General features: G+C 44.3%; 13 protein-coding genes. 3 read left to right on the top strand and 10 right to left on the bottom strand.

Features of this window, described 5'->3' with window-relative positions; genetic code table 11:
• Positions 1–165: 165 nt before the first annotated feature.
• The 4 genes from RJ41_RS03410 to RJ41_RS03395 form a co-directional block, all read right to left on the bottom strand.
• Complete coding sequence (locus RJ41_RS03410) at positions 166–918, bottom strand: SDR family oxidoreductase (protein WP_039216949.1); 753 nt, start codon at positions 916–918, stop codon at positions 166–168.
• Positions 918–2048, bottom strand: a complete 1131-nt coding sequence (locus tag RJ41_RS03405) for a phosphotransferase family protein (RefSeq protein WP_039216945.1) — start codon at positions 2046–2048, stop codon at positions 918–920. Before RJ41_RS03405 ends, RJ41_RS03410 begins: the two co-directional genes overlap by 1 nt.
• A gap of 168 nt (positions 2049–2216) precedes the next feature.
• Positions 2217–3047 (bottom strand): SDR family oxidoreductase, encoded by an 831-nt coding sequence (locus tag RJ41_RS03400; RefSeq protein WP_039216942.1) that lies wholly within the window; start codon positions 3045–3047, stop codon positions 2217–2219.
• A gap of 122 nt (positions 3048–3169) precedes the next feature.
• Positions 3170–4069 carry a bile acid:sodium symporter family protein gene (locus RJ41_RS03395; RefSeq protein WP_039216939.1) on the bottom strand — a complete coding sequence of 300 codons (900 nt, stop codon included), beginning with the start codon at positions 4067–4069 and terminating at the stop codon, positions 3170–3172.
• A gap of 119 nt (positions 4070–4188) precedes the next feature.
• On the opposite strand from RJ41_RS03395, the gene RJ41_RS03390 reads away from it, so the two are divergent.
• The 3 genes from RJ41_RS03390 (at position 4189) to olsF (ending at position 7949) form a co-directional block, all read left to right on the top strand.
• Positions 4189–5094, top strand: a complete 906-nt coding sequence (locus RJ41_RS03390; RefSeq protein WP_039216936.1) for a LysR family transcriptional regulator — start codon at positions 4189–4191, stop codon at positions 5092–5094.
• 103 nt (positions 5095–5197) lie between these two features.
• Entirely contained in the window at positions 5198–5995 is a 798-nt protein-coding gene (locus tag RJ41_RS03385; protein WP_039216933.1) for a UDP-2,3-diacylglucosamine diphosphatase, read from the top strand.
• 235 nt (positions 5996–6230) lie between these two features.
• Entirely contained in the window at positions 6231–7949 is a 1719-nt protein-coding gene (gene olsF / locus RJ41_RS03380) for a bifunctional ornithine lipid synthase OlsF (protein WP_039217112.1), read from the top strand.
• Between the two features lie 105 nt (positions 7950–8054).
• Here the strand turns inward: olsF and dapE are convergent, their stop codons facing one another.
• From dapE to clpP, 6 genes are all read right to left on the bottom strand, one after another.
• On the bottom strand, positions 8055–9230 hold the full coding sequence (gene dapE / locus RJ41_RS03375; RefSeq protein ID WP_039216932.1) for a succinyl-diaminopimelate desuccinylase: 1176 nt from the start codon (positions 9228–9230) through the stop codon (positions 8055–8057).
• 534 nt (positions 9231–9764) lie between these two features.
• The gene (locus RJ41_RS03365; RefSeq protein WP_039216929.1) at positions 9765–11657 is read right to left on the bottom strand and encodes a SurA N-terminal domain-containing protein; all 1893 of its coding nucleotides are present in this window, start codon (positions 11655–11657) and stop codon (positions 9765–9767) included.
• Positions 11658–11969: 312 nt separating this feature from the next.
• A complete protein-coding gene (gene hupB, locus RJ41_RS03360) occupies positions 11970–12242 on the bottom strand; it encodes a nucleoid-associated protein HU-beta (RefSeq protein ID WP_012518978.1) in 273 nt (90 codons plus the stop codon).
• Between the two features lie 320 nt (positions 12243–12562).
• Complete coding sequence (lon, locus tag RJ41_RS03355) at positions 12563–14914, bottom strand: endopeptidase La (RefSeq protein ID WP_039216913.1); 2352 nt, start codon at positions 14912–14914, stop codon at positions 12563–12565.
• A 334-nt stretch (positions 14915–15248) separates the two neighbouring features.
• Positions 15249–16523, bottom strand: a complete 1275-nt coding sequence (clpX, locus tag RJ41_RS03350; RefSeq protein ID WP_014950146.1) for an ATP-dependent protease ATP-binding subunit ClpX — start codon at positions 16521–16523, stop codon at positions 15249–15251.
• A 74-nt stretch (positions 16524–16597) separates the two neighbouring features.
• Positions 16598–17227 (bottom strand): ATP-dependent Clp endopeptidase proteolytic subunit ClpP, encoded by a 630-nt coding sequence (gene clpP / locus RJ41_RS03345; protein ID WP_014950147.1) that lies wholly within the window; start codon positions 17225–17227, stop codon positions 16598–16600.
• Between the last annotated feature and the right edge of the window lie 71 nt (positions 17228–17298).

Here is a 17298-nt window from a genome sequence, read left to right as displayed (position 1 = left end):
TAAAAAAGCGCCCTTCGGCGCTTTTTTTGTATCTGTAATCGACGCTAATTAGCATGGGTTACTGATTTCAAATTTAGACTTAAAGGCACAAAGCCCACCATCAGGCGAGCTCTGCCACAAAATAAAAAGTCTTTGCTGTGTGTTCACACCTCAGCTATCCGCTTATCAGCTCATTTTTCTTATTGAGCTTGCCGGTGCAATACGCATGATCCAGTGAAGGATGGCCCACGGCCAGCTTGGTACAAACGCATTCGCTTTTTCCTTGTTGATTGCATTGACCATCGCGCGACAGCCCACATCTGTATCAACAATAAACGGTACTTTTTCCACCTTTTCGTTTATTTCGCTGCGAATAAAACCGGGGTGAATACAGGTGACGTTAATCGGCGTATTCATTACATCCATTCGAATGCCTTCGGTCATTGATGTAAGCCCTGCTTTTGTTGCTGCGTATACAGTCATGGCGCGCCTAAAGCCGCGCACCGCGCTTATAGATGAAATCGTCACAAGATGACCACTATTTTGCGCCCTAAAGATAGCCATTGCCGCTTCACATTGTGCTAGCGCCGACACAAAGTTAGTCACCGCCGTTTGCTTATTAGCGTGGAAATACCCTGTTCCAATAGACGCACCCTTGCCCATTCCTGCGTTCACAATGACTCTATCAAGGGTCCCCATGTCGGCTTTGAATGCGTCGAATACTTCAAAAACCGCATCGTGATCATTGACATCCAGCGAGCGAATATACACATCAATGTTTGGGTTAATTGAATGCAATTCGTCTTTCAATTTTTCTAAATTCTCAAAGCGTCTTGCGCATAGGGCTAAGTTACACCCCTGTTTGGCAAACTCAATCGCCATTCCCTTGCCTAGACCTGAACTCGCGCCTGTGATCAGAATATTGCGTCTTGTTGTCATTATCGTTTTCCTGATGCTTTTATGGCCTTATTACAACGCCACATTAAGTAATGAATGAAGATCCAAAAGTTTTTAAACGCTGGATTATTGGTTTGCTTGTGGTGGTATCGATAGTAAATTTGCTGGGCAATACCGGCTAAACGGAAAAGCCCGTATACCTCGTAAAAGGTAAAATCATCTACATCTATTTCCATCTCTTTGCAGTAGTACGCAACCACCTGCTTTCGAGTTAGCATACCGGGTAAATGAGTAGGCTGGCGGCGTGTTGATTGGGCCAAAAAGTCATCATCCGCTTGTACCCAATACGCCAAGGTATTACCCAAGTCCATAAGCGGGTCGCCCAAGGTCGCCAGTTCCCAGTCCAACACACCGATAATTTGCGTATAGTTATTTGGCTTTAACACCACGTTGTCGAATCGGAAGTCATTGTGGGTAATACAAATGCGTTCATTAGTGGGCATGTGGTTTTCTAGCCAGCGCATTATTTTTTTACCCGAGGGGACATTCCAGGTTTTTGCTTTACTATAGCGTTCGCTCCACCCGCTTATTTGGCGTTCTATGTAGCCAGCACCTTTACCTAAGTGCTCAAGCCCCGCTTTCTTATAATCCACTTTATGAAGCTCGATTAAGCTATCAAGTACATTAGTGCAGAGTTGTTTGGTTTGCTGCTCAGACGTGTTTAGGCCTTTGGGTAAGTTCTTACGTGGTATCACGCCGGTAAACTTCTCCATTACGTAAAACTCTGTGCCTATAACGCTCTTGTCTTCACAAAGTCCAAGCATCTCTGGCACATAGCGATAAACAGGCTTTAACGCATGCTGCAACCGGTACTCCCGCCCCATATCGTGAGCACCTTTAGCTTTAGTACCTGCTGGTGCCCGACGCAAAATTAACGACGTTTGTTCGCTCTGGTTTTGTTTACTGCCTTGATAGTCCAAGCAGTACGTCCAATTAGACGCGCCCCCAGAATACTGGGTGACTTGAGGCAACTTATCGCTACTTTGTATCGTGGCCTCCAATGATGGATTCGAGGCACTAATATTTCCCTTAAGCCAATTGTGCACAGCGCTGACGTCTAGCTCTTCGCCCGCACGCACGCTGTCGGCTCTATCTACGACCTGTTGTTGCATATCTCATTCTTCTTTTAATTCTGTTACAAAGGAGTTATTCAAAGTGCTTACTCACAATCTTTTGCTCAACGACACCCCTGCTTTCGGTTTGTGCCAGCACAAGTGCAGCTCGACAACTATCTTCGGACAGCTTGGCGACAAACATACGTGAGCCCGTTTCCGTTTTGCCTAACTCTGTTTTTCCATTGCACGCTTCATCATCTTCGTTTGATTAAGCATATTTTTGATATAACGCTGGGTTGGCAGCAGCTTCTTTAACAGGAAAGCGCGTTTGCCCAGTTTATGGGTAAGAATAAGAAATTGCTTTTTATTGACTTGTTGATAAATAGACTCGGCCACTTCTTCTTTCGTCATGTCTGCCTTAGCGAAGAATTTATTGAGCATTTTGTGCGACGCAGGGTTGGTGCTGCGCATCGACTCATCTAAATTCGTTTTGAAGAAGCTTGGACAAACTACACTAACGTCAATATTGTCAGGTGCTAATTCCAACTTCATGGTTTCAGAAAACGACACGACTGCGGCTTTAACCGCGTTATAGCTTCCCATATAAGGAATAGGCGTTAGCCCTGCTTGCGATGCAATATTAATGAAATAGCCACCGCCTTGCTCTCGCATTAACGGTAAGAGAGCGCGACTGACTCTCACCATGCCTAACACATTAATATCAAACACCCACTGCCACTGCTCAATGCTCTCATCTAAAAGGCTGCCACCAGAAGCAACACCCGCATTGTTAAACACAGTGTCAACACCGCCCCAGCGATTTTCTAAGGTGTTCGCCAACGTTTGAACATCATTTTCAGAGGTTATATCGCAATGGATGTAAAACGCATTAGCACCTTGGGCGGATAGCGCATTTACCGTTTCATCGCCTCTTTCTTGGTTAATGTCGGCAATGCAAATATCTAATCCCTCGTCTTTGCCTGCCCACTTTCCCGCCCACTTAAGGGCAATGGCCTGACCTAAGCCGGTCGCGCCACCGGTAATCAATACGCGCATGATGTGTTTCCTAACTGTTCTTGTTTCATTATTCTCGTATCGGCGTTTATGTTGAGTTGCGCTTTATTGTGCTAAGCGCTAATCAGTACTTCACTATTCTCTCTAATTGACCGCCTTATCAGTCAAACTGATCCCGTCTTATGCAGCGGCGCTGAAGGCTGTTCGTTACGCATTTTTCGTTTTGCCCACAGGGCCAATAGTGTTGGCCCGATGTACATTGCTACGCCATATACACCAGGTGCAATCGCGTAATCAGGCGAATCTAAAAAGGTAATACATATCAGCATTGCAAGCGCCGCGTTTTGCACGCCTATTTCAATGGCCAGCGTGAGCGAGTCTTTAAATGCTAGGTTTGAAAGCTTTGCAAGCCCGAGCCCTAACAATACCGATAATAAATTTAACGTTAAGCAAGCCAAAAACGCGCTTTCAAAGGACGCGGCTAAATTGTTTCTTTCTGAAACCAGCACGCCCACAATCATGAGCAACATGAAGTACATGGAAAACTGCCGGAAGAAGCTTTCAGTTTTAGTAGCAAACCTGCTGTTAACGCGACGAATGGTCATGCCTAAAATAACCGGTACAATTGATATACCAACCAGCCCGATCACTGTTTGAATAATAGAAAAGTCTGGCGCGTTTTCTTTTACAAAGTAATCAAGAGCAAATTGAATGATAAAGGGCGTTGAGAAAACACAAGCGATGGTAGAAATAGCGGTTAAGCTTACTGAAAGGGCCAGATTTGCTTTTGCGATGTGGCTGATTAAATTACTGGTCGTGCCGCCTGGGCATGCCGCTAAAACCATGACTCCAACCGCAATATAATCGGGTAGACCAAAAACAAAGCACAGTCCTAGCGCTAACAGAGGCAGCAATATAATTTGCCCTATAAAACCCGTTATTACGGCTTTAGGTGCTTTAAGTAGTCGGGCAAAATCAGCAAGGGTTAGCGTTAGCCCCATACCAAACATAACAAATGCCAACGCTAGAGGTAACAACACCTCGGTAAGTACAGATGCCTGCATGCACACGCCCCTTACAAAAGAAGCCTCTATAAAAGAAACCTTTTATTAACATTTAAGCCAGTGTACCCTGTTTAATAATAAATAAAAATGATGCCTTATTATGGAAACCCATAAATGATATGCATGGAAAATTAGACCTAAATTTGTTTGTTGTGCTGCGCGCGGTCTACGATCATGGCAGTATTACGAAAGCCGCCAACGCACTGCATATTACTCAGCCTGCGGTGAGTCACGCCTTAGGTCGTCTGCGAGAGAAATTTGATGACCCGCTGTTTATTCGTCATGGACGACAAGTCGTGCCTACCCCATTTTGCCAAGGCATTATTGCATCGGTTGTGAAATCAATAGAAACCCTTGAAAGCACGTTAAAAGGCGAAGTGAGCTTTGATATAAGTGATAAATCTCGTCAGATAAACCTTGGTTTACGAGATATTTTAGAATCTATATTTTTTCCCGAGCTTATTCCTGAGCTTGTTAAACATACTCCCAATATCACGGTGAATAGCAGACAGGTTACCTGGCCCGAGCTTGCTCCCGCGTTAGCCGCTAAAGAGCTTGATATCGTAATTGACGCGTTAGTTCCCACCAGCCGTGACATTCGCTCTCATTTTATCTGCGAAGAAACGTTTGTCGTGGTATGCGCGCCTAGCAATAGCTACGTAGATAACCCGAGTATCAAAAGCTACTCAGTTGCACAGCATGCGCTTGTGTCTTTAAAAGACTCTAAATTGGATACAGTAGATCTAGCCCTTGCTCAGCACAATTTGCATCGCAACATCGCGTTGCAGTGCGAACACTACTTTGCCGCTGTTAACGTAGTGAGCCAATGCGATCTTTTGCTGACCATGCCAACGCGATTCGCCCAACAATTCAGTAATAAATTCGATATCGAAATTCTGCCCCTTCCATTTGACGTCCCCCCACTCCCCGTACACATGTACTGGCACAAACACGCCGATGAGGATTTAGTGAATGTATGGATGCGGAATAAGCTTTTAGAAGTGTCGAACAAGTTGGAGTTATAGCGCGTATTTATGTTGCTGTAACACAATGGTCAAGCAAGCGTCACGGTAGTGTCAATTTGCAAACCTATAGTGACGATCCAAGGCATCGCTTTGGGAAACCGCTATGAAAAAGACACACTATCGAACACTTTGGCTTTCTGATATCCATTTAGGAAATCGCGACTGCAAAGCTGAATACTTACTTTCCTTTCTTAATAGCATCACTGTAGACACCCTCTATTTGGTGGGAGATATCGTTGACATGTGGCAAATGACCAAGCAATTTCGCTGGCCACAGGCGCACAATCAAGTCATGCACAAATTCATGCAAATGAGCCAAGACGGCACCCGTGTGGTGTACCTACCCGGCAACCACGATGAACCAATTCAGTCTTATTCTGGTATGGCCTTCGGTGATATAGAAATAGAGCGAGAGTTGGTTCACACCACAGCAAAAGGGAAGCGTTATTTAGTCTTACATGGCGATCAGTTCGATGGCGATGTAACTATGGGCAAATTCCATGCGTGGATTGGCGATAAAGGTTACGACCTTTTGCTTTTTCTAAATAGAGAGTTCAATCGCCTACGCGCGTGGCGCAAGCGAGAATATTGGTCACTTGCGGGCTATATTAAAAAACACATTAAGGGAGCGAATGAAGCCATCGCCCGTTATCGAGAAGCATGCTGCAGGCGCGCCGATGAAATGGGGCTCGACGGTGTTGTGTGTGGCCATATTCATCACCCTGAAAGCAGCTTTGAAAACGGCATTCACTACATTAATGATGGGGACTGGATAGAAAACTGCAGTGCACTGTCAGAAGACGTGAACGGTAACTTATCTCTTATTCATTACCTTGATTCACTAGAGTCAGCCACCGTAACACCAATTACAACCAAAACCTCTCGCTCAGAAGCGGCATAGCTGGCATTACACAAATGGGGCTGTAACGGCCCCTGACTCTTGCAATTCACCAAGCAACAGGTGAATTCCAAACCCATCCATCAAGGTTAGGGGCTGCTGACCTGTGCCTCATATCATAGGTTAACAGGTCATAGTTACAACTTTTTAACACTGTCAAATAACTGCCATGAAACTGTGTGAAAAGCGTCACATTGCCCTGCTATTGTTCGCCAAAACCGGAAGAGAAACAGGTTCTATGTTTACTGTAAATGACGTACTGAACAAGCATTATCCTCAAGTAGCGAACAACCCCATTCTATTTAAGTCGCTGTCATTCGTCTTAAGGCACCTTCTTCACGAACGTGAAATTACTGAATTTGGTGAAGCCTATCCGCATTACGAAGATATCGATTTCGTAGAGCAAGTGCTGGAATATTTTAATATCAGCTACTCCACGCGCGATGTAGAAAAAGAGCGCATTCCAAGTGAAGGTAGAGTGGTGATTATTGCTAACCATCCGATTGGCTCACTCGACGCACTTGCGCTTATAAAGCTGGTTAGTGAAGTACGTCACGACTTGAAAGTGGTCGCCAATGAAATGCTTATGGCCATTGAACCGCTTCACGATATGCTGTTACCTGTAAACAATATGCAGGGAGGCACACCAAAACAGCATTTATCGGCAATTCAAAAACACCTTAACAGCGACGGCGCCATACTGATTTTTCCTGCCGGTGAAGTTTCTCGATTACGCCCACAAGGTGTTCGCGACACCAGATGGCACACAGGTTTTTTACGCATTGCAAGGCAGGCAAAGTCGCCGATATTGCCGGTTTATATAGACGCGAAAAATAGCCCACTCTTTTACGGCGTGTCCATGGTATACAAGCCATTAGCCACCGCGCTGCTCGTGAAAGAGATGTTCAAACAGCGTAAGAAGCATTTACCTATGCGCATTGGTGAACCTATTCCGTTTGAAGCGTACCAGCAAACCAATATACCGCTAAAAGAACAGGTAAAGCTGTTTAAGCGCCACTTGTATCGCATTGGCAGTAACAAGAAGGGCGTATTTGAAACACAGGCTTCCATTGCCATGCCAGAAGACAGAAAAGAACTGGCCCGCGCTATGCGAGACTGCGAACATTTAGGTGAAACTGGCGACGGAAAATCTATTTACCTATACCAACACAAAAGCTGTTCACCGATTATGCGAGAGATTGGCCGCCTGCGCGAAGTGGCGTTTCGAGCCGTGGGCGAAGGTACCAACAAGCGTAGAGACATCGATCAGTACGACTCCCACTATTATCACCTTGTACTTTGGGATGACAACGATTTAGAAATTGTGGGTGCCTACCGCTTTGGCGATGCTGAGCTTTTGACAGCGCCAGACCACCCTACCGGGCTCTACTCTGCGACCTTATTTAATTACGGTAAGGACAACGATAAACTCTTCAAAGAAGGCTTAGAGCTTGGGCGAAGCTTTGTCCAGCCTCGCTACTGGGGAAAGCGTAGTTTAGATTATTTGTGGTTTGGTATCGGGGCATTTTTAAGCCGCTATCCAAAGTATCGCTACCTTTTCGGTGCGGTGTCACTCAGTAACGCCTATCCTGAACCCGCTAAAGATTTATTGGTACAATTCTATTCTACCTATTTTCCTGCCAAGTTTGGCGAAGCGACCTGCAAGCGACCTTATCAAATGGCGAACGACGCGTTACATCAATTTACAGGTAACGATTACAAGACAGAATTTACGCAGCTAAAGCATTTACTGGCTAACATGGGCGTAAACGTACCAACGCTGTATAAGCAGTATTCTGAAGTAGCTAAAGACGGCGGGGTGGCATTTTTAGGTTTTAATGTCGACCCAGATTTTAACGACTGTATCGACGGACTGGTGGTGGTTGATATGCAAACGCTTACTGAGAAAAAGCGCAAACGCTATTTAACCGATATTCAGCTTAAAGCCACAGCCTAAGCAAGAGGGAGCGTCTGATAAACGCTCCCTTCTTCAACGCTAGTACTTTTCAATCTTCTTTTTTCTAATCTGCTTCTTTCCGAAAAAAGGGAATATCAGAAGTTATTATCGACCGCCAACAAATTTGAGAATATCGGTATAGATATCTTCAAGAGTAAGCAAATCAGACACATGAATGTGTTCGTTTATTTGGTGAATGGTAGTGTTTGGCACACCCACTTCAACCACTTGTGTGTGCTCACTAGCAAAGAAACGCCCGTCAGAAGTACCGCCAGATGTACTGATAACAGGGTAACGACCTGTAGCGCCCCTTATCGCTTTTTCTACGCAGGCAATTAAGCAGTGCTCCGCATTACTGTTAGGCTTGCTCAAGTAAGCTTCACAGGGTCTTGAAAAGCTAACTTCGGCTTCTGTATCAACGCTTTTGATAATACTGCGTAGCAATGTTGCTAAACCATTTTGGTCAAACTGCCACGAATATCTGACATTAAACTCTACACGAACGGCACTAGGCACTATGTTATCGGTGAAGCTTCCCGTGTCCATATGTGTTATTTGAAGTGTAGTACCAGGAAAGTCATCACTCCCCTTATCAAACGGGTACTTTGTTAACGCGTTAATCACGTTACTCGCTTTGTGGATAGCATTTACCGCTGCCTTTGGATAGGCCACGTGACCTTGCTTTCCTGCAATATGGATAGTGCCGGAAAGTGAGCCTCTGCGTCCAATCTTAATCGTATCGCCGGTTGATGCAGATGCAGAAGGTTCACCTACTAGGCACATATCAAGCTGGACATTTTTAGATGCCAAATATTCAGCTATCCATTTAGAGCCCCACTCTGCCTCCCCTTCTTCATCACTGGTAATTAGCCACCAGAAAGAGACCTTTTCCTTATCTAACGAGGCAATGGTTCGCTCTGTTGCCGCTAGCATGGCTGCGATGCCTGTTTTCATATCGGCAGCACCACGTCCATATAATTTATTTTTGCTAATTACAGGACTAAAAGGCGGTGACTTCCACTTATCAAGAGGACCTGGGGGCACAACATCAGTATGACCGCTAAATGCAAATTGAACAGGGCCCTGCCCCCACCTAGCGACAAGGTTACTTACACCATTTATTGAATGTTTCTCACATACGAAACCGAGCTTTTCGAGCTTGTATATCAGGTAACTTTGGCAACCAGCGTCCTGTGGGGTAATCGACGCTCTTGCCATAAGCACTTCGGCAAAATAAATACTGCGAGCTGGCGCTATGGAAGGTAAAGGCTGAATTGACATGCATAAGAAACCTTTATGAAACGTGAGTCTATTACACAAATGTAAAGTGACACGGCAATAACAGATTTACGACAATGCCATGACAGCGGACAAGGTAACCTAAAGCTAAAAATAATAAAGGATGACAACAAGGAAGGCGACAATGGGTGAGCTGGCGACTAGGACTGGCTCGTTAAGATTTGTCTAAATCAACGCGCGTTGTTATAACTAGAACATAACTTAAAGAAAGGCATTACTGTGTTAAAAATCATTGTTTTAATACCCCTTATTTTGTCACTACTCTGGTTTGGCTATTTACAAGCCAATAAATACACTCTGGAGCAAGGCAAGCAAGGGTTTCTGTACATTTTCGTGTTATCGGGTGTTATTGCGGCATTTTATACACTAATGCTGTTCTTAACGAACTAACGCACTTCAAACAAGCACTCAACCACTGTGTTGTATAAAAAAAGCCAGCATCTATGAAAGAGGCTGGCTTTTTAGTATTTACCGGTGTCACTGCTAGTTACAGCGACAGCTTTTACGCAGCAGTGCTTATAAGGTCTGTGAGATAGTCACTTCTGCATTTGCGCGAAGCGCATCAATATATTGTTGATAAACGCGCTGGCCTTGTACCTGAGCAAGACGCTGCTTCAGGCTTTCACCCAACTCATTCTCAAGCTCTGGTGCTGCGTTAACGTTTTCAAGCATAACAACAGCAACGTCACCGTTTACCGTTGTTGCAACATCAACTTTATCTTCGCCTTCAAGGGCAAGAGAGAAAAGCGTGTCAACTAATGCACGTGCAAGTGTACCGCCAGCTCTTGGAACAGCAGCTGCTGTTTCCCAAGACACAGACTTTTCAGCTAGCTCACTTTCAACGCTTTCTCCGGCACGTACTTTTTGTGCGATATCAAACGCCCAAGCTTCTGCAGCTTCTTTCGCTTTTTCCGCTTTTACTGATGCTTCAATTCCTTCGCGAACTTCATCTAGCGACTGAGTACGTTGAGGTTCATGCTCAATAACGCGCGCAACTACTACCGTTTCATCATCTAGCTCAATGATATCGCTGTTTAGGCCTTCTTCAACTAGCTCTGAAGAGAAAGCAACATCTAGCAAGCCAGGGAAGCTTAGTTCGGCAGGTGCCGTATTACGACTGAAAAGAACAGACTCTTGTATAGGAAGATCTACAGCATTAGCCGCGTCTTCAAGCGTGTCAGGTACTTCAAAGGCAATTTCAGCTAACGTATTTTGAAGCTCAAAGTACTTTTCCATTGCCGCGTCATAAAGTAGCGTATCGCGTATCTCACCCGCTACTTCATCGAAAGATTTAACTTGTGCTTCTTTTAAGTCTGTCAACTTGATGATGTGAAAACCAAACTCGGTTTCAACTACGTCGGATACATCGCCAACATTTTGTAAAGCAAAAGCTGCTTCATCAAACGCTGGGTCCATCATTTCTGGCGTAATGAAATCTAGATCACCGCCATTTTCAGCAGAGAACGTATCATCAGAATTTGCTTCAGCAAGGGCCGCAAAGTCTGCACCGTTGTCGAGTTCTGCTTTTAATGATTCTGCTTTTGCTTTCGCAGCATCCTTATCATCACCTGCTTCGATAAGAATATGAGAAACACGGCGCTCTTCTTCTTTGCCGTAGCTTCCTAGGTTATTTTCGTAATACGTGCGAACCGCTTCTTCTTCGACAGAAACGCGACCTTTTAAGTCTTCAACACTTAGTTTCACATAAGCAAGCTTGACCTGTTCGTCCGTATCGAAAGAGGCAATATTGTTGTTGTAAAAAGCTTCTATATCCGCATCTGTCACTTCTATTGAGCCGGCAAATTCATCAGAGCTCACTAGCACGTATTTCGCATCACGAGTTTGGCGCTGTAGCGCATTCGCTTGCTGTACTTCACCGTCCAACGCAAATGAAGAATTCGTTAGCGCTGCAGCCAACTGGTTTTGTGTCATTTGAACGCGCAGATAGTCACGGAAATCGGCTACTTGAAAACCGTTTTGACGAAGAATGGCTTGAAAACGTTCGTTATCAAACTGACCACCAAACTGGAACTCAGGCATTTGTACTATGGTTTCGCGAATTTGCTCGTCACTTACACGTAAACCCATGTCTGCCGCTTGTTGCTGAATTAGTTTTTCAGCAATCAGCCTGTCCAATACATTTCTTCTAAAATCTGCAAGATATTGCTCACTAGAGAAAAGCTGTGCGATGCTTTCGCCGTATTGTGACTCCATTTGTGCACGCTGATTTTGATATGCACGCTCTAGTTCTTGTGCCGAAATTTCTTCGCCGTTTACAGTAGCTACTGCAGTAGTACCTGATGATGTTAGGTAGCTACCTACACCTGCGAATACGAAACTTAAAACGATAAGCGCGATAATCGCCATCGCCCATGGGCCTTGAGAACCTTCTCTGATTCTTTCTAGCATGATTGTTCTTCAACTCCGTTGCTTACTACCGTTACCTCAAAACAACACAAATTAGTGAATGCGAGGTAAAATAAGCGCTGATTATAACCCAATGCCGCCGAATATAAACGCCAAAACACACTATTTGTGTTGTCTTTCGTTAAGTCCAGATACTGCGTAGGCATGAAAAAAACTCGGCATGCCTCAACGGGTTATTTCCACTCTTAAAATATTGGGGTCAGAGTCATTACTCTGACCCCAATATTGAATTCTTTGTTTTAGAAATAAAAAAGGCGATGGACTAGCCATCGCCTTTTTCTATAATTTTTTTGCTTAGTTACAAGCGTCTTTCAGTGCTTTACCAGCTTTGAAAGATGGAACTTTCGCTGCTGAAATCTGAATAGTCTCACCAGTTTGTGGGTTACGGCCACTGCGAGCTGAACGTTCGCGAACTGAGAAAGTACCAAAGCCTACTAGTGCAACTTGGTCGCCGTCTTTAAGCGCCGCAGTTACTGAGTCAGTGAATGCATCAAGAGCGCGGCCAGCAGCTGCTTTAGAAATGTCTGCACCAGCAGCGATTTGGTCGATAAGTTGAGACTTGTTCACAATTAGATCCCCTTCGATTGTTATTATACTGTTTGTCCAAAACGATTTTGCTTGGACGTTATAGCAAGCTTGATTGTTAACATCAAGCTTCAGTCACAAATAATTAACTTTTTAAATGAATCGCTGCAATCCCTTTTGTGGCAAGGCTTCAAGCGAATACCACTTAAAGGTAACACAACTTTTGCGACATGAAAGCCCTATTTTTAAAAAAATGGGCTTTTCTTTTGCCTAATGCGCACTTTTTAATCAATTATTGCAAATTTATAGAAAAAATGTGGCTGTACGCCTTTAAAATAAAGGGGTACAGCTTAGACATTCTGTTATTTTTTAACCACTTCAAAGCTTTCAACAGGCTCTTGAAGCGCAATATCAAGCACTTCATCAATCCATTTAACTGGGTGAATTGATAAATCTTTTTTCACGTTATCTGGTATTTCTTCCAGATCACGTTCGTTATCTTTTGGAATAACGACAGTTTTAATGCCGCCTCGATGTGCTGCTAGTAGCTTTTCTTTAAGTCCACCAATAGCAAGCACCTCACCACGTAGGGTGATTTCACCGGTCATGGCTACATCGCACTTCACAGGGTTACCCGTAAGTGACGAGACAAGTGCAGTGCACATTGCAATACCTGCGCTAGGGCCATCTTTCGGCGTAGCACCTTCAGGTACGTGCACGTGAATATCACGTTTCTCATAGAAGTCATCGTTTATGCGAAGCTTTTCTGCACGACTTCTTACCACCGTCATAGCAGCCTTAATAGACTCTTGCATGACATCACCTAACGAACCCGTTGATGTCATTTTGCCTTTGCCCGGAACCGACGTTGTTTCAATGGTCAGTAAGTCACCACCTACCTGCGTCCAAGCAAGTCCTGTAACTTGGCCAATTTGATTGTCTTTATCGGCTTTACCGTAGTCAAAGCGTTGAACGCCAAGATAGTCCTTAAGGTTATCCTGTGTTACGACTACTTTGTCTTTGCTTTTCTTAAGCAAAATATCTTTCACGGCTTTACGGCATACCTTCGATACTTCGCGCTCTAAGCTACGAACCCCGGCTTCACGGGTATAGTATCGAATCATACCGATAACGGCAGAATCGGTAATTTCCAACTCCTTCGCTTTAAGCCCATTGCGTTCCATTTGCTTACCAATTAAATGGTTCTTTGCAATGTTGAGTTTTTCATCTTCTGTGTAGCCAGATAGACGAATCACTTCCATACGGTCAAGTAACGGGCCTGGAATATTCATGCTGTTAGAGGTGGCTACGAACATAACGTCGGACAGGTCGTAGTCGACTTCCAGATAATGATCACTAAAGCTATTGTTTTGCTCTGGATCTAGTACTTCAAGCAGCGCTGACGCTGGGTCGCCTCGCATATCTGATGACATCTTATCGATTTCATCAAGTAGGAAGAGCGGGTTTTTAACCCCTACTTTCGCCATTTTTTGAACTAGCTTACCTGGCAATGAACCAATGTAAGTACGACGGTGACCACGGATTTCAGCTTCGTCACGCACGCCACCTAGTGCCATACGCACATATTTGCGACCTGTCGCTTTAGCAATTGACTGGCCTAGTGAAGTTTTACCTACACCTGGAGGGCCAACAAGACACAGAATTGGGCCTTTTAGCTTCTTAACACGCTGCTGAACGGCTAAATACTCAAGAATGCGCTCTTTCACTTTCTCAAGGCCGTAGTGGTCTTCGTTAAGCACACCTTCTGCGCGGGAAAGATCTTTCTTCACCGGCGAGCGCTTGTTCCACGGCACGTTAGTCAGCCATTCAATGTAGCTTCGAAGTACGGTAGCTTCTGCAGACATTGGTGACATCATCTTAAGCTTTTGAAGTTCAGCTTTCGCTTTATCTTCCGCTTCTTTAGGCATTTTAGCGTCTGCTATCTTTTTAGATAACGCTTCAAATTCGTCAGGTGCGTCATCCAGTTCACCCAACTCTTTCTGAATAGCCTTCATCTGCTCATTCAAGTAGTACTCGCGCTGGCTCTTTTCCATTTGCTTTTTAACGCGGGTACGAATTTTCTTTTCGACCTGCAGCAAATCAATTTCGCCTTCCATCAGCGCCATCAGATATTCAAGACGCTCATTAACGCCCTGCATCTCTAACACTTTTTGCTTTTCAGTAAGCTTAAGTGGCATATGGGCAGCCATGGTGTCTGCCAAGCGGGCCGCGTCTTCAATACCATTTAGTGACGTAAGCACTTCTGGTGGAATTTTCTTATTCAGTTTCACGTAACCTTCAAACTGCGAAACTGCTGAGCGAATCAAGACTTCTTGTTCGCTCTCATCAATCTCTTCATCAGTTAGTTTGTCTACATTAGCAACAAAGAACGGCTCTGATTGCTTATAGCTTTCAATTTCGCCGCGTACACTACCTTCTACCAGCACTTTCACCGTACCGTCAGGTAGTTTCAGAAGTTGAAGAATAGTAGCAATAGTACCGACGGTATAGATGTCGTCCGCTTCAGGCTCATCTACGCCAGCGTCTTTTTGTGCTACTAGAAAAATTTGTTTGTCATTATCCATTGCCGCTTCTAGACAACGAATTGATTTCTCACGCCCAACAAATAGGGGTATGACCATATGCGGGTAAACAACCACGTCCCGCAAGGCAAGCACAGGAATTTCAATGCGATTTTCACGCTCAACTGTCATACTTGTTCTCAATTAGTTTGAAATGTCATTTTTATATGGGGATGCAAGAGCAAAGTTCAATCGAAACTTATTAAAGTGCGTTAATTCCTTAACCTTACCTTCCCTGCTCTAGGGCCTATTGACCTTAATATAACCATTATCGATTTTGCTTTGAATGGCAACAGTAAACTCAAAAATCTAGTAGAAAGGATAGCATGAGACGCATTAATTGCTTAAATATCGTCCGCTTCAAGGTAAGCGAACGGGCAAGCAACTCGATAATCAAAAAATTATATGTATTTCACGCTAAAAACAAAAAAGGTCCCGGAGGACCTTTTTTTATAGAAAACAGCGACTATTCAGAGGCGGCTTTCTTTTCATTGCTGTCGTAAATCAAGATAGGTTTTGATTCACCGCGAATAACGGTTTCATCAATAACAACTTTGCTCACGTCTTCCATTGAAGGAAGGTCGTACATAGTATCAAGCAAAACCGCTTCAACGATTGAGCGAAGACCACGTGCACCTGTCTTACGATCCATTGCCTTTTTAGCAATAGCATTAAGTGCATCGTCACGGAACTCTAGCTCTACATCTTCCATTGAGAACAGTGCACCATATTGCTTGGTGATTGCATTCTTTGGCTCGCGTAAAATTTGAATTAATGCTTCTTCATTCAACTCTTCGAGGCTTGTTACAACCGGTAGACGACCAATGAACTCTGGTATCAAACCATATTTCACTAAGTCTTCAGGCTCAACTTGCTTAAACAGTTCACTGATTTGTTTGCTATTGTCTTTCGACTTAACCGTAGCACCAAATCCAATACCCGTGTCTTTTTGTGCGCGTTGCTCAATAACTTTATCAAGACCAGCAAACGCACCACCACAGATGAACAATATCTTAGAGGTATCAACCTGCAAGAATTCCTGCTGTGGATGTTTACGCCCACCCTGCGGAGGAACAGACGCAACCGTACCTTCGATTAACTTAAGCAGTGCTTGCTGAACACCTTCACCCGATACATCTCGAGTAATAGATGGATTGTCTGACTTACGAGAAATCTTATCGATTTCATCTATGTAAACAATTCCGCGCTGCGCTTTCTCAACGTCATAGTCGCACTTCTGCAGTAACTTTTGGATGATGTTCTCAACATCTTCGCCCACGTAGCCAGCTTCAGTTAGCGTGGTTGCGTCAGCCATGGTAAATGGAACGTCGAGTAAACGCGCTAGGGTTTCCGCTAGCAGCGTTTTACCACTACCAGTAGGTCCTATTAACAAAATATTACTTTTGCCAAGTTCTACGCCTTCGTGAACATCGCCATTGCGCAAGCGCTTGTAGTGGTTATACACCGCTACTGATAATACCTTCTTTGCATGTTCTTGCCCAATAACGTAATCGTCTAGGTGAGCATGAATTTCACTTGGTTTAGGTAAAGCGTCCTGCTTTTGCTTAGGCGCGATTTCCTTAATTTCTTCGCGAATGATATCGTTACATAACTCAACACACTCGTCGCAAATGAAAACCGACGGGCCTGCTATTAACTTTCTTACTTCGTGTTGGCTTTTGCCACAAAACGAACAGTACAGTAGCTTGTTATCACCGTCACCGCTTTGCTTATCACTCATTACTTTTGCCTCTGCCTTGCCTGAGCCGAAAACCAAAACGTGCTGTGCACTGGCTCAGGTATACTATAACTATACTACTTAGTTGCGGCTACGTCAGATCGATTTGCTAAAACTTGGTCAACAAGGCCATATTCTTTTGCCTCAGTTGCACTCAAGAAGTTATCACGGTCTGTGTCACGCGCGACTTTTTCATAGTCTTGACCAGTATGGTCCGCCATAAGGCGATTCAATTTCTCTTTAATAGACAGAATTTCTTTCGCGTGAATTTCAAAATCAGATGCCTGACCTTGGAAGCCACCAAGCGGTTGGTGAATCATTACGCGCGAGTTAGGTAGACAGTAGCGCTTACCTTTTGCTCCTGCAGATAGTAGAAAGGCGCCCATGCTTGCAGCTTGGCCCATACATACTGTACTCACGTCTGGCTTTATAAACTTCATCGTATCGTAAATTGCCATGCCAGCAGTTACCGAACCGCCTGGTGAGTTAATGTATAAGAAAATATCTTTCTCTGGGTTTTCAGCTTCTAAGAACAACATTTGAGCAACGATGAGGTTGGCCATGTGATCTTCAACTTGTCCTACCAAGAAAATTACGTTTTCTTTCAATAGGCGAGAATAAATGTCGTATGAGCGCTCACCTTTAGAGGTTTGCTCAACAACCATAGGAACAAGTGCATTCATTGGGTCAAACGGGGTATTAGTCATAGCTACCTTGATTATCTAGCGTTAAAAACAAAAATGCTCGGAAGGCTCCGAGCATTTAAGCAGTTGCTGAC

It is taken from the genome of Alteromonas marina, from assembly GCF_000808575.1.
GTDB classification, from domain to species: Bacteria; Pseudomonadota; Gammaproteobacteria; order Enterobacterales; family Alteromonadaceae; genus Alteromonas; species Alteromonas marina_A.
This window is presented reverse-complemented; position numbering and strand designations above follow the sequence as displayed.

Excerpts from the sequence above, each read along its gene's own strand:
- RJ41_RS03410 (WP_039216949.1), bottom strand. The coding sequence starts at position 918 with ATGACAACAAGACGCAATATTCTGATCACAGGCGCGAGTTCAGGTCTA.
- RJ41_RS03365 (WP_039216929.1), bottom strand. The coding sequence starts at position 11,657 with ATGCTAGAAAGAATCAGAGAAGGTTCTCAAGGCCCATGGGCGATGGCG.
- olsF (WP_039217112.1), top strand. The coding sequence starts at position 6,231 with ATGTTTACTGTAAATGACGTACTGAACAAGCATTATCCTCAAGTAGCG.
- clpP (WP_014950147.1), bottom strand. The coding sequence starts at position 17,227 with ATGACTAATACCCCGTTTGACCCAATGAATGCACTTGTTCCTATGGTT.
- RJ41_RS03390 (WP_039216936.1), top strand. The coding sequence starts at position 4,189 with ATGCATGGAAAATTAGACCTAAATTTGTTTGTTGTGCTGCGCGCGGTC.
- RJ41_RS03395 (WP_039216939.1), bottom strand. The coding sequence starts at position 4,069 with ATGCAGGCATCTGTACTTACCGAGGTGTTGTTACCTCTAGCGTTGGCA.
- lon (WP_039216913.1), bottom strand. The coding sequence starts at position 14,914 with ATGACAGTTGAGCGTGAAAATCGCATTGAAATTCCTGTGCTTGCCTTG.
- clpX (WP_014950146.1), bottom strand. The coding sequence starts at position 16,523 with ATGAGTGATAAGCAAAGCGGTGACGGTGATAACAAGCTACTGTACTGT.
- dapE (WP_039216932.1), bottom strand. The coding sequence starts at position 9,230 with ATGTCAATTCAGCCTTTACCTTCCATAGCGCCAGCTCGCAGTATTTAT.
- RJ41_RS03405 (WP_039216945.1), bottom strand. The coding sequence starts at position 2,048 with ATGCAACAACAGGTCGTAGATAGAGCCGACAGCGTGCGTGCGGGCGAA.
- RJ41_RS03400 (WP_039216942.1), bottom strand. The coding sequence starts at position 3,047 with ATGCGCGTATTGATTACCGGTGGCGCGACCGGCTTAGGTCAGGCCATT.
- RJ41_RS03385 (WP_039216933.1), top strand. The coding sequence starts at position 5,198 with ATGAAAAAGACACACTATCGAACACTTTGGCTTTCTGATATCCATTTA.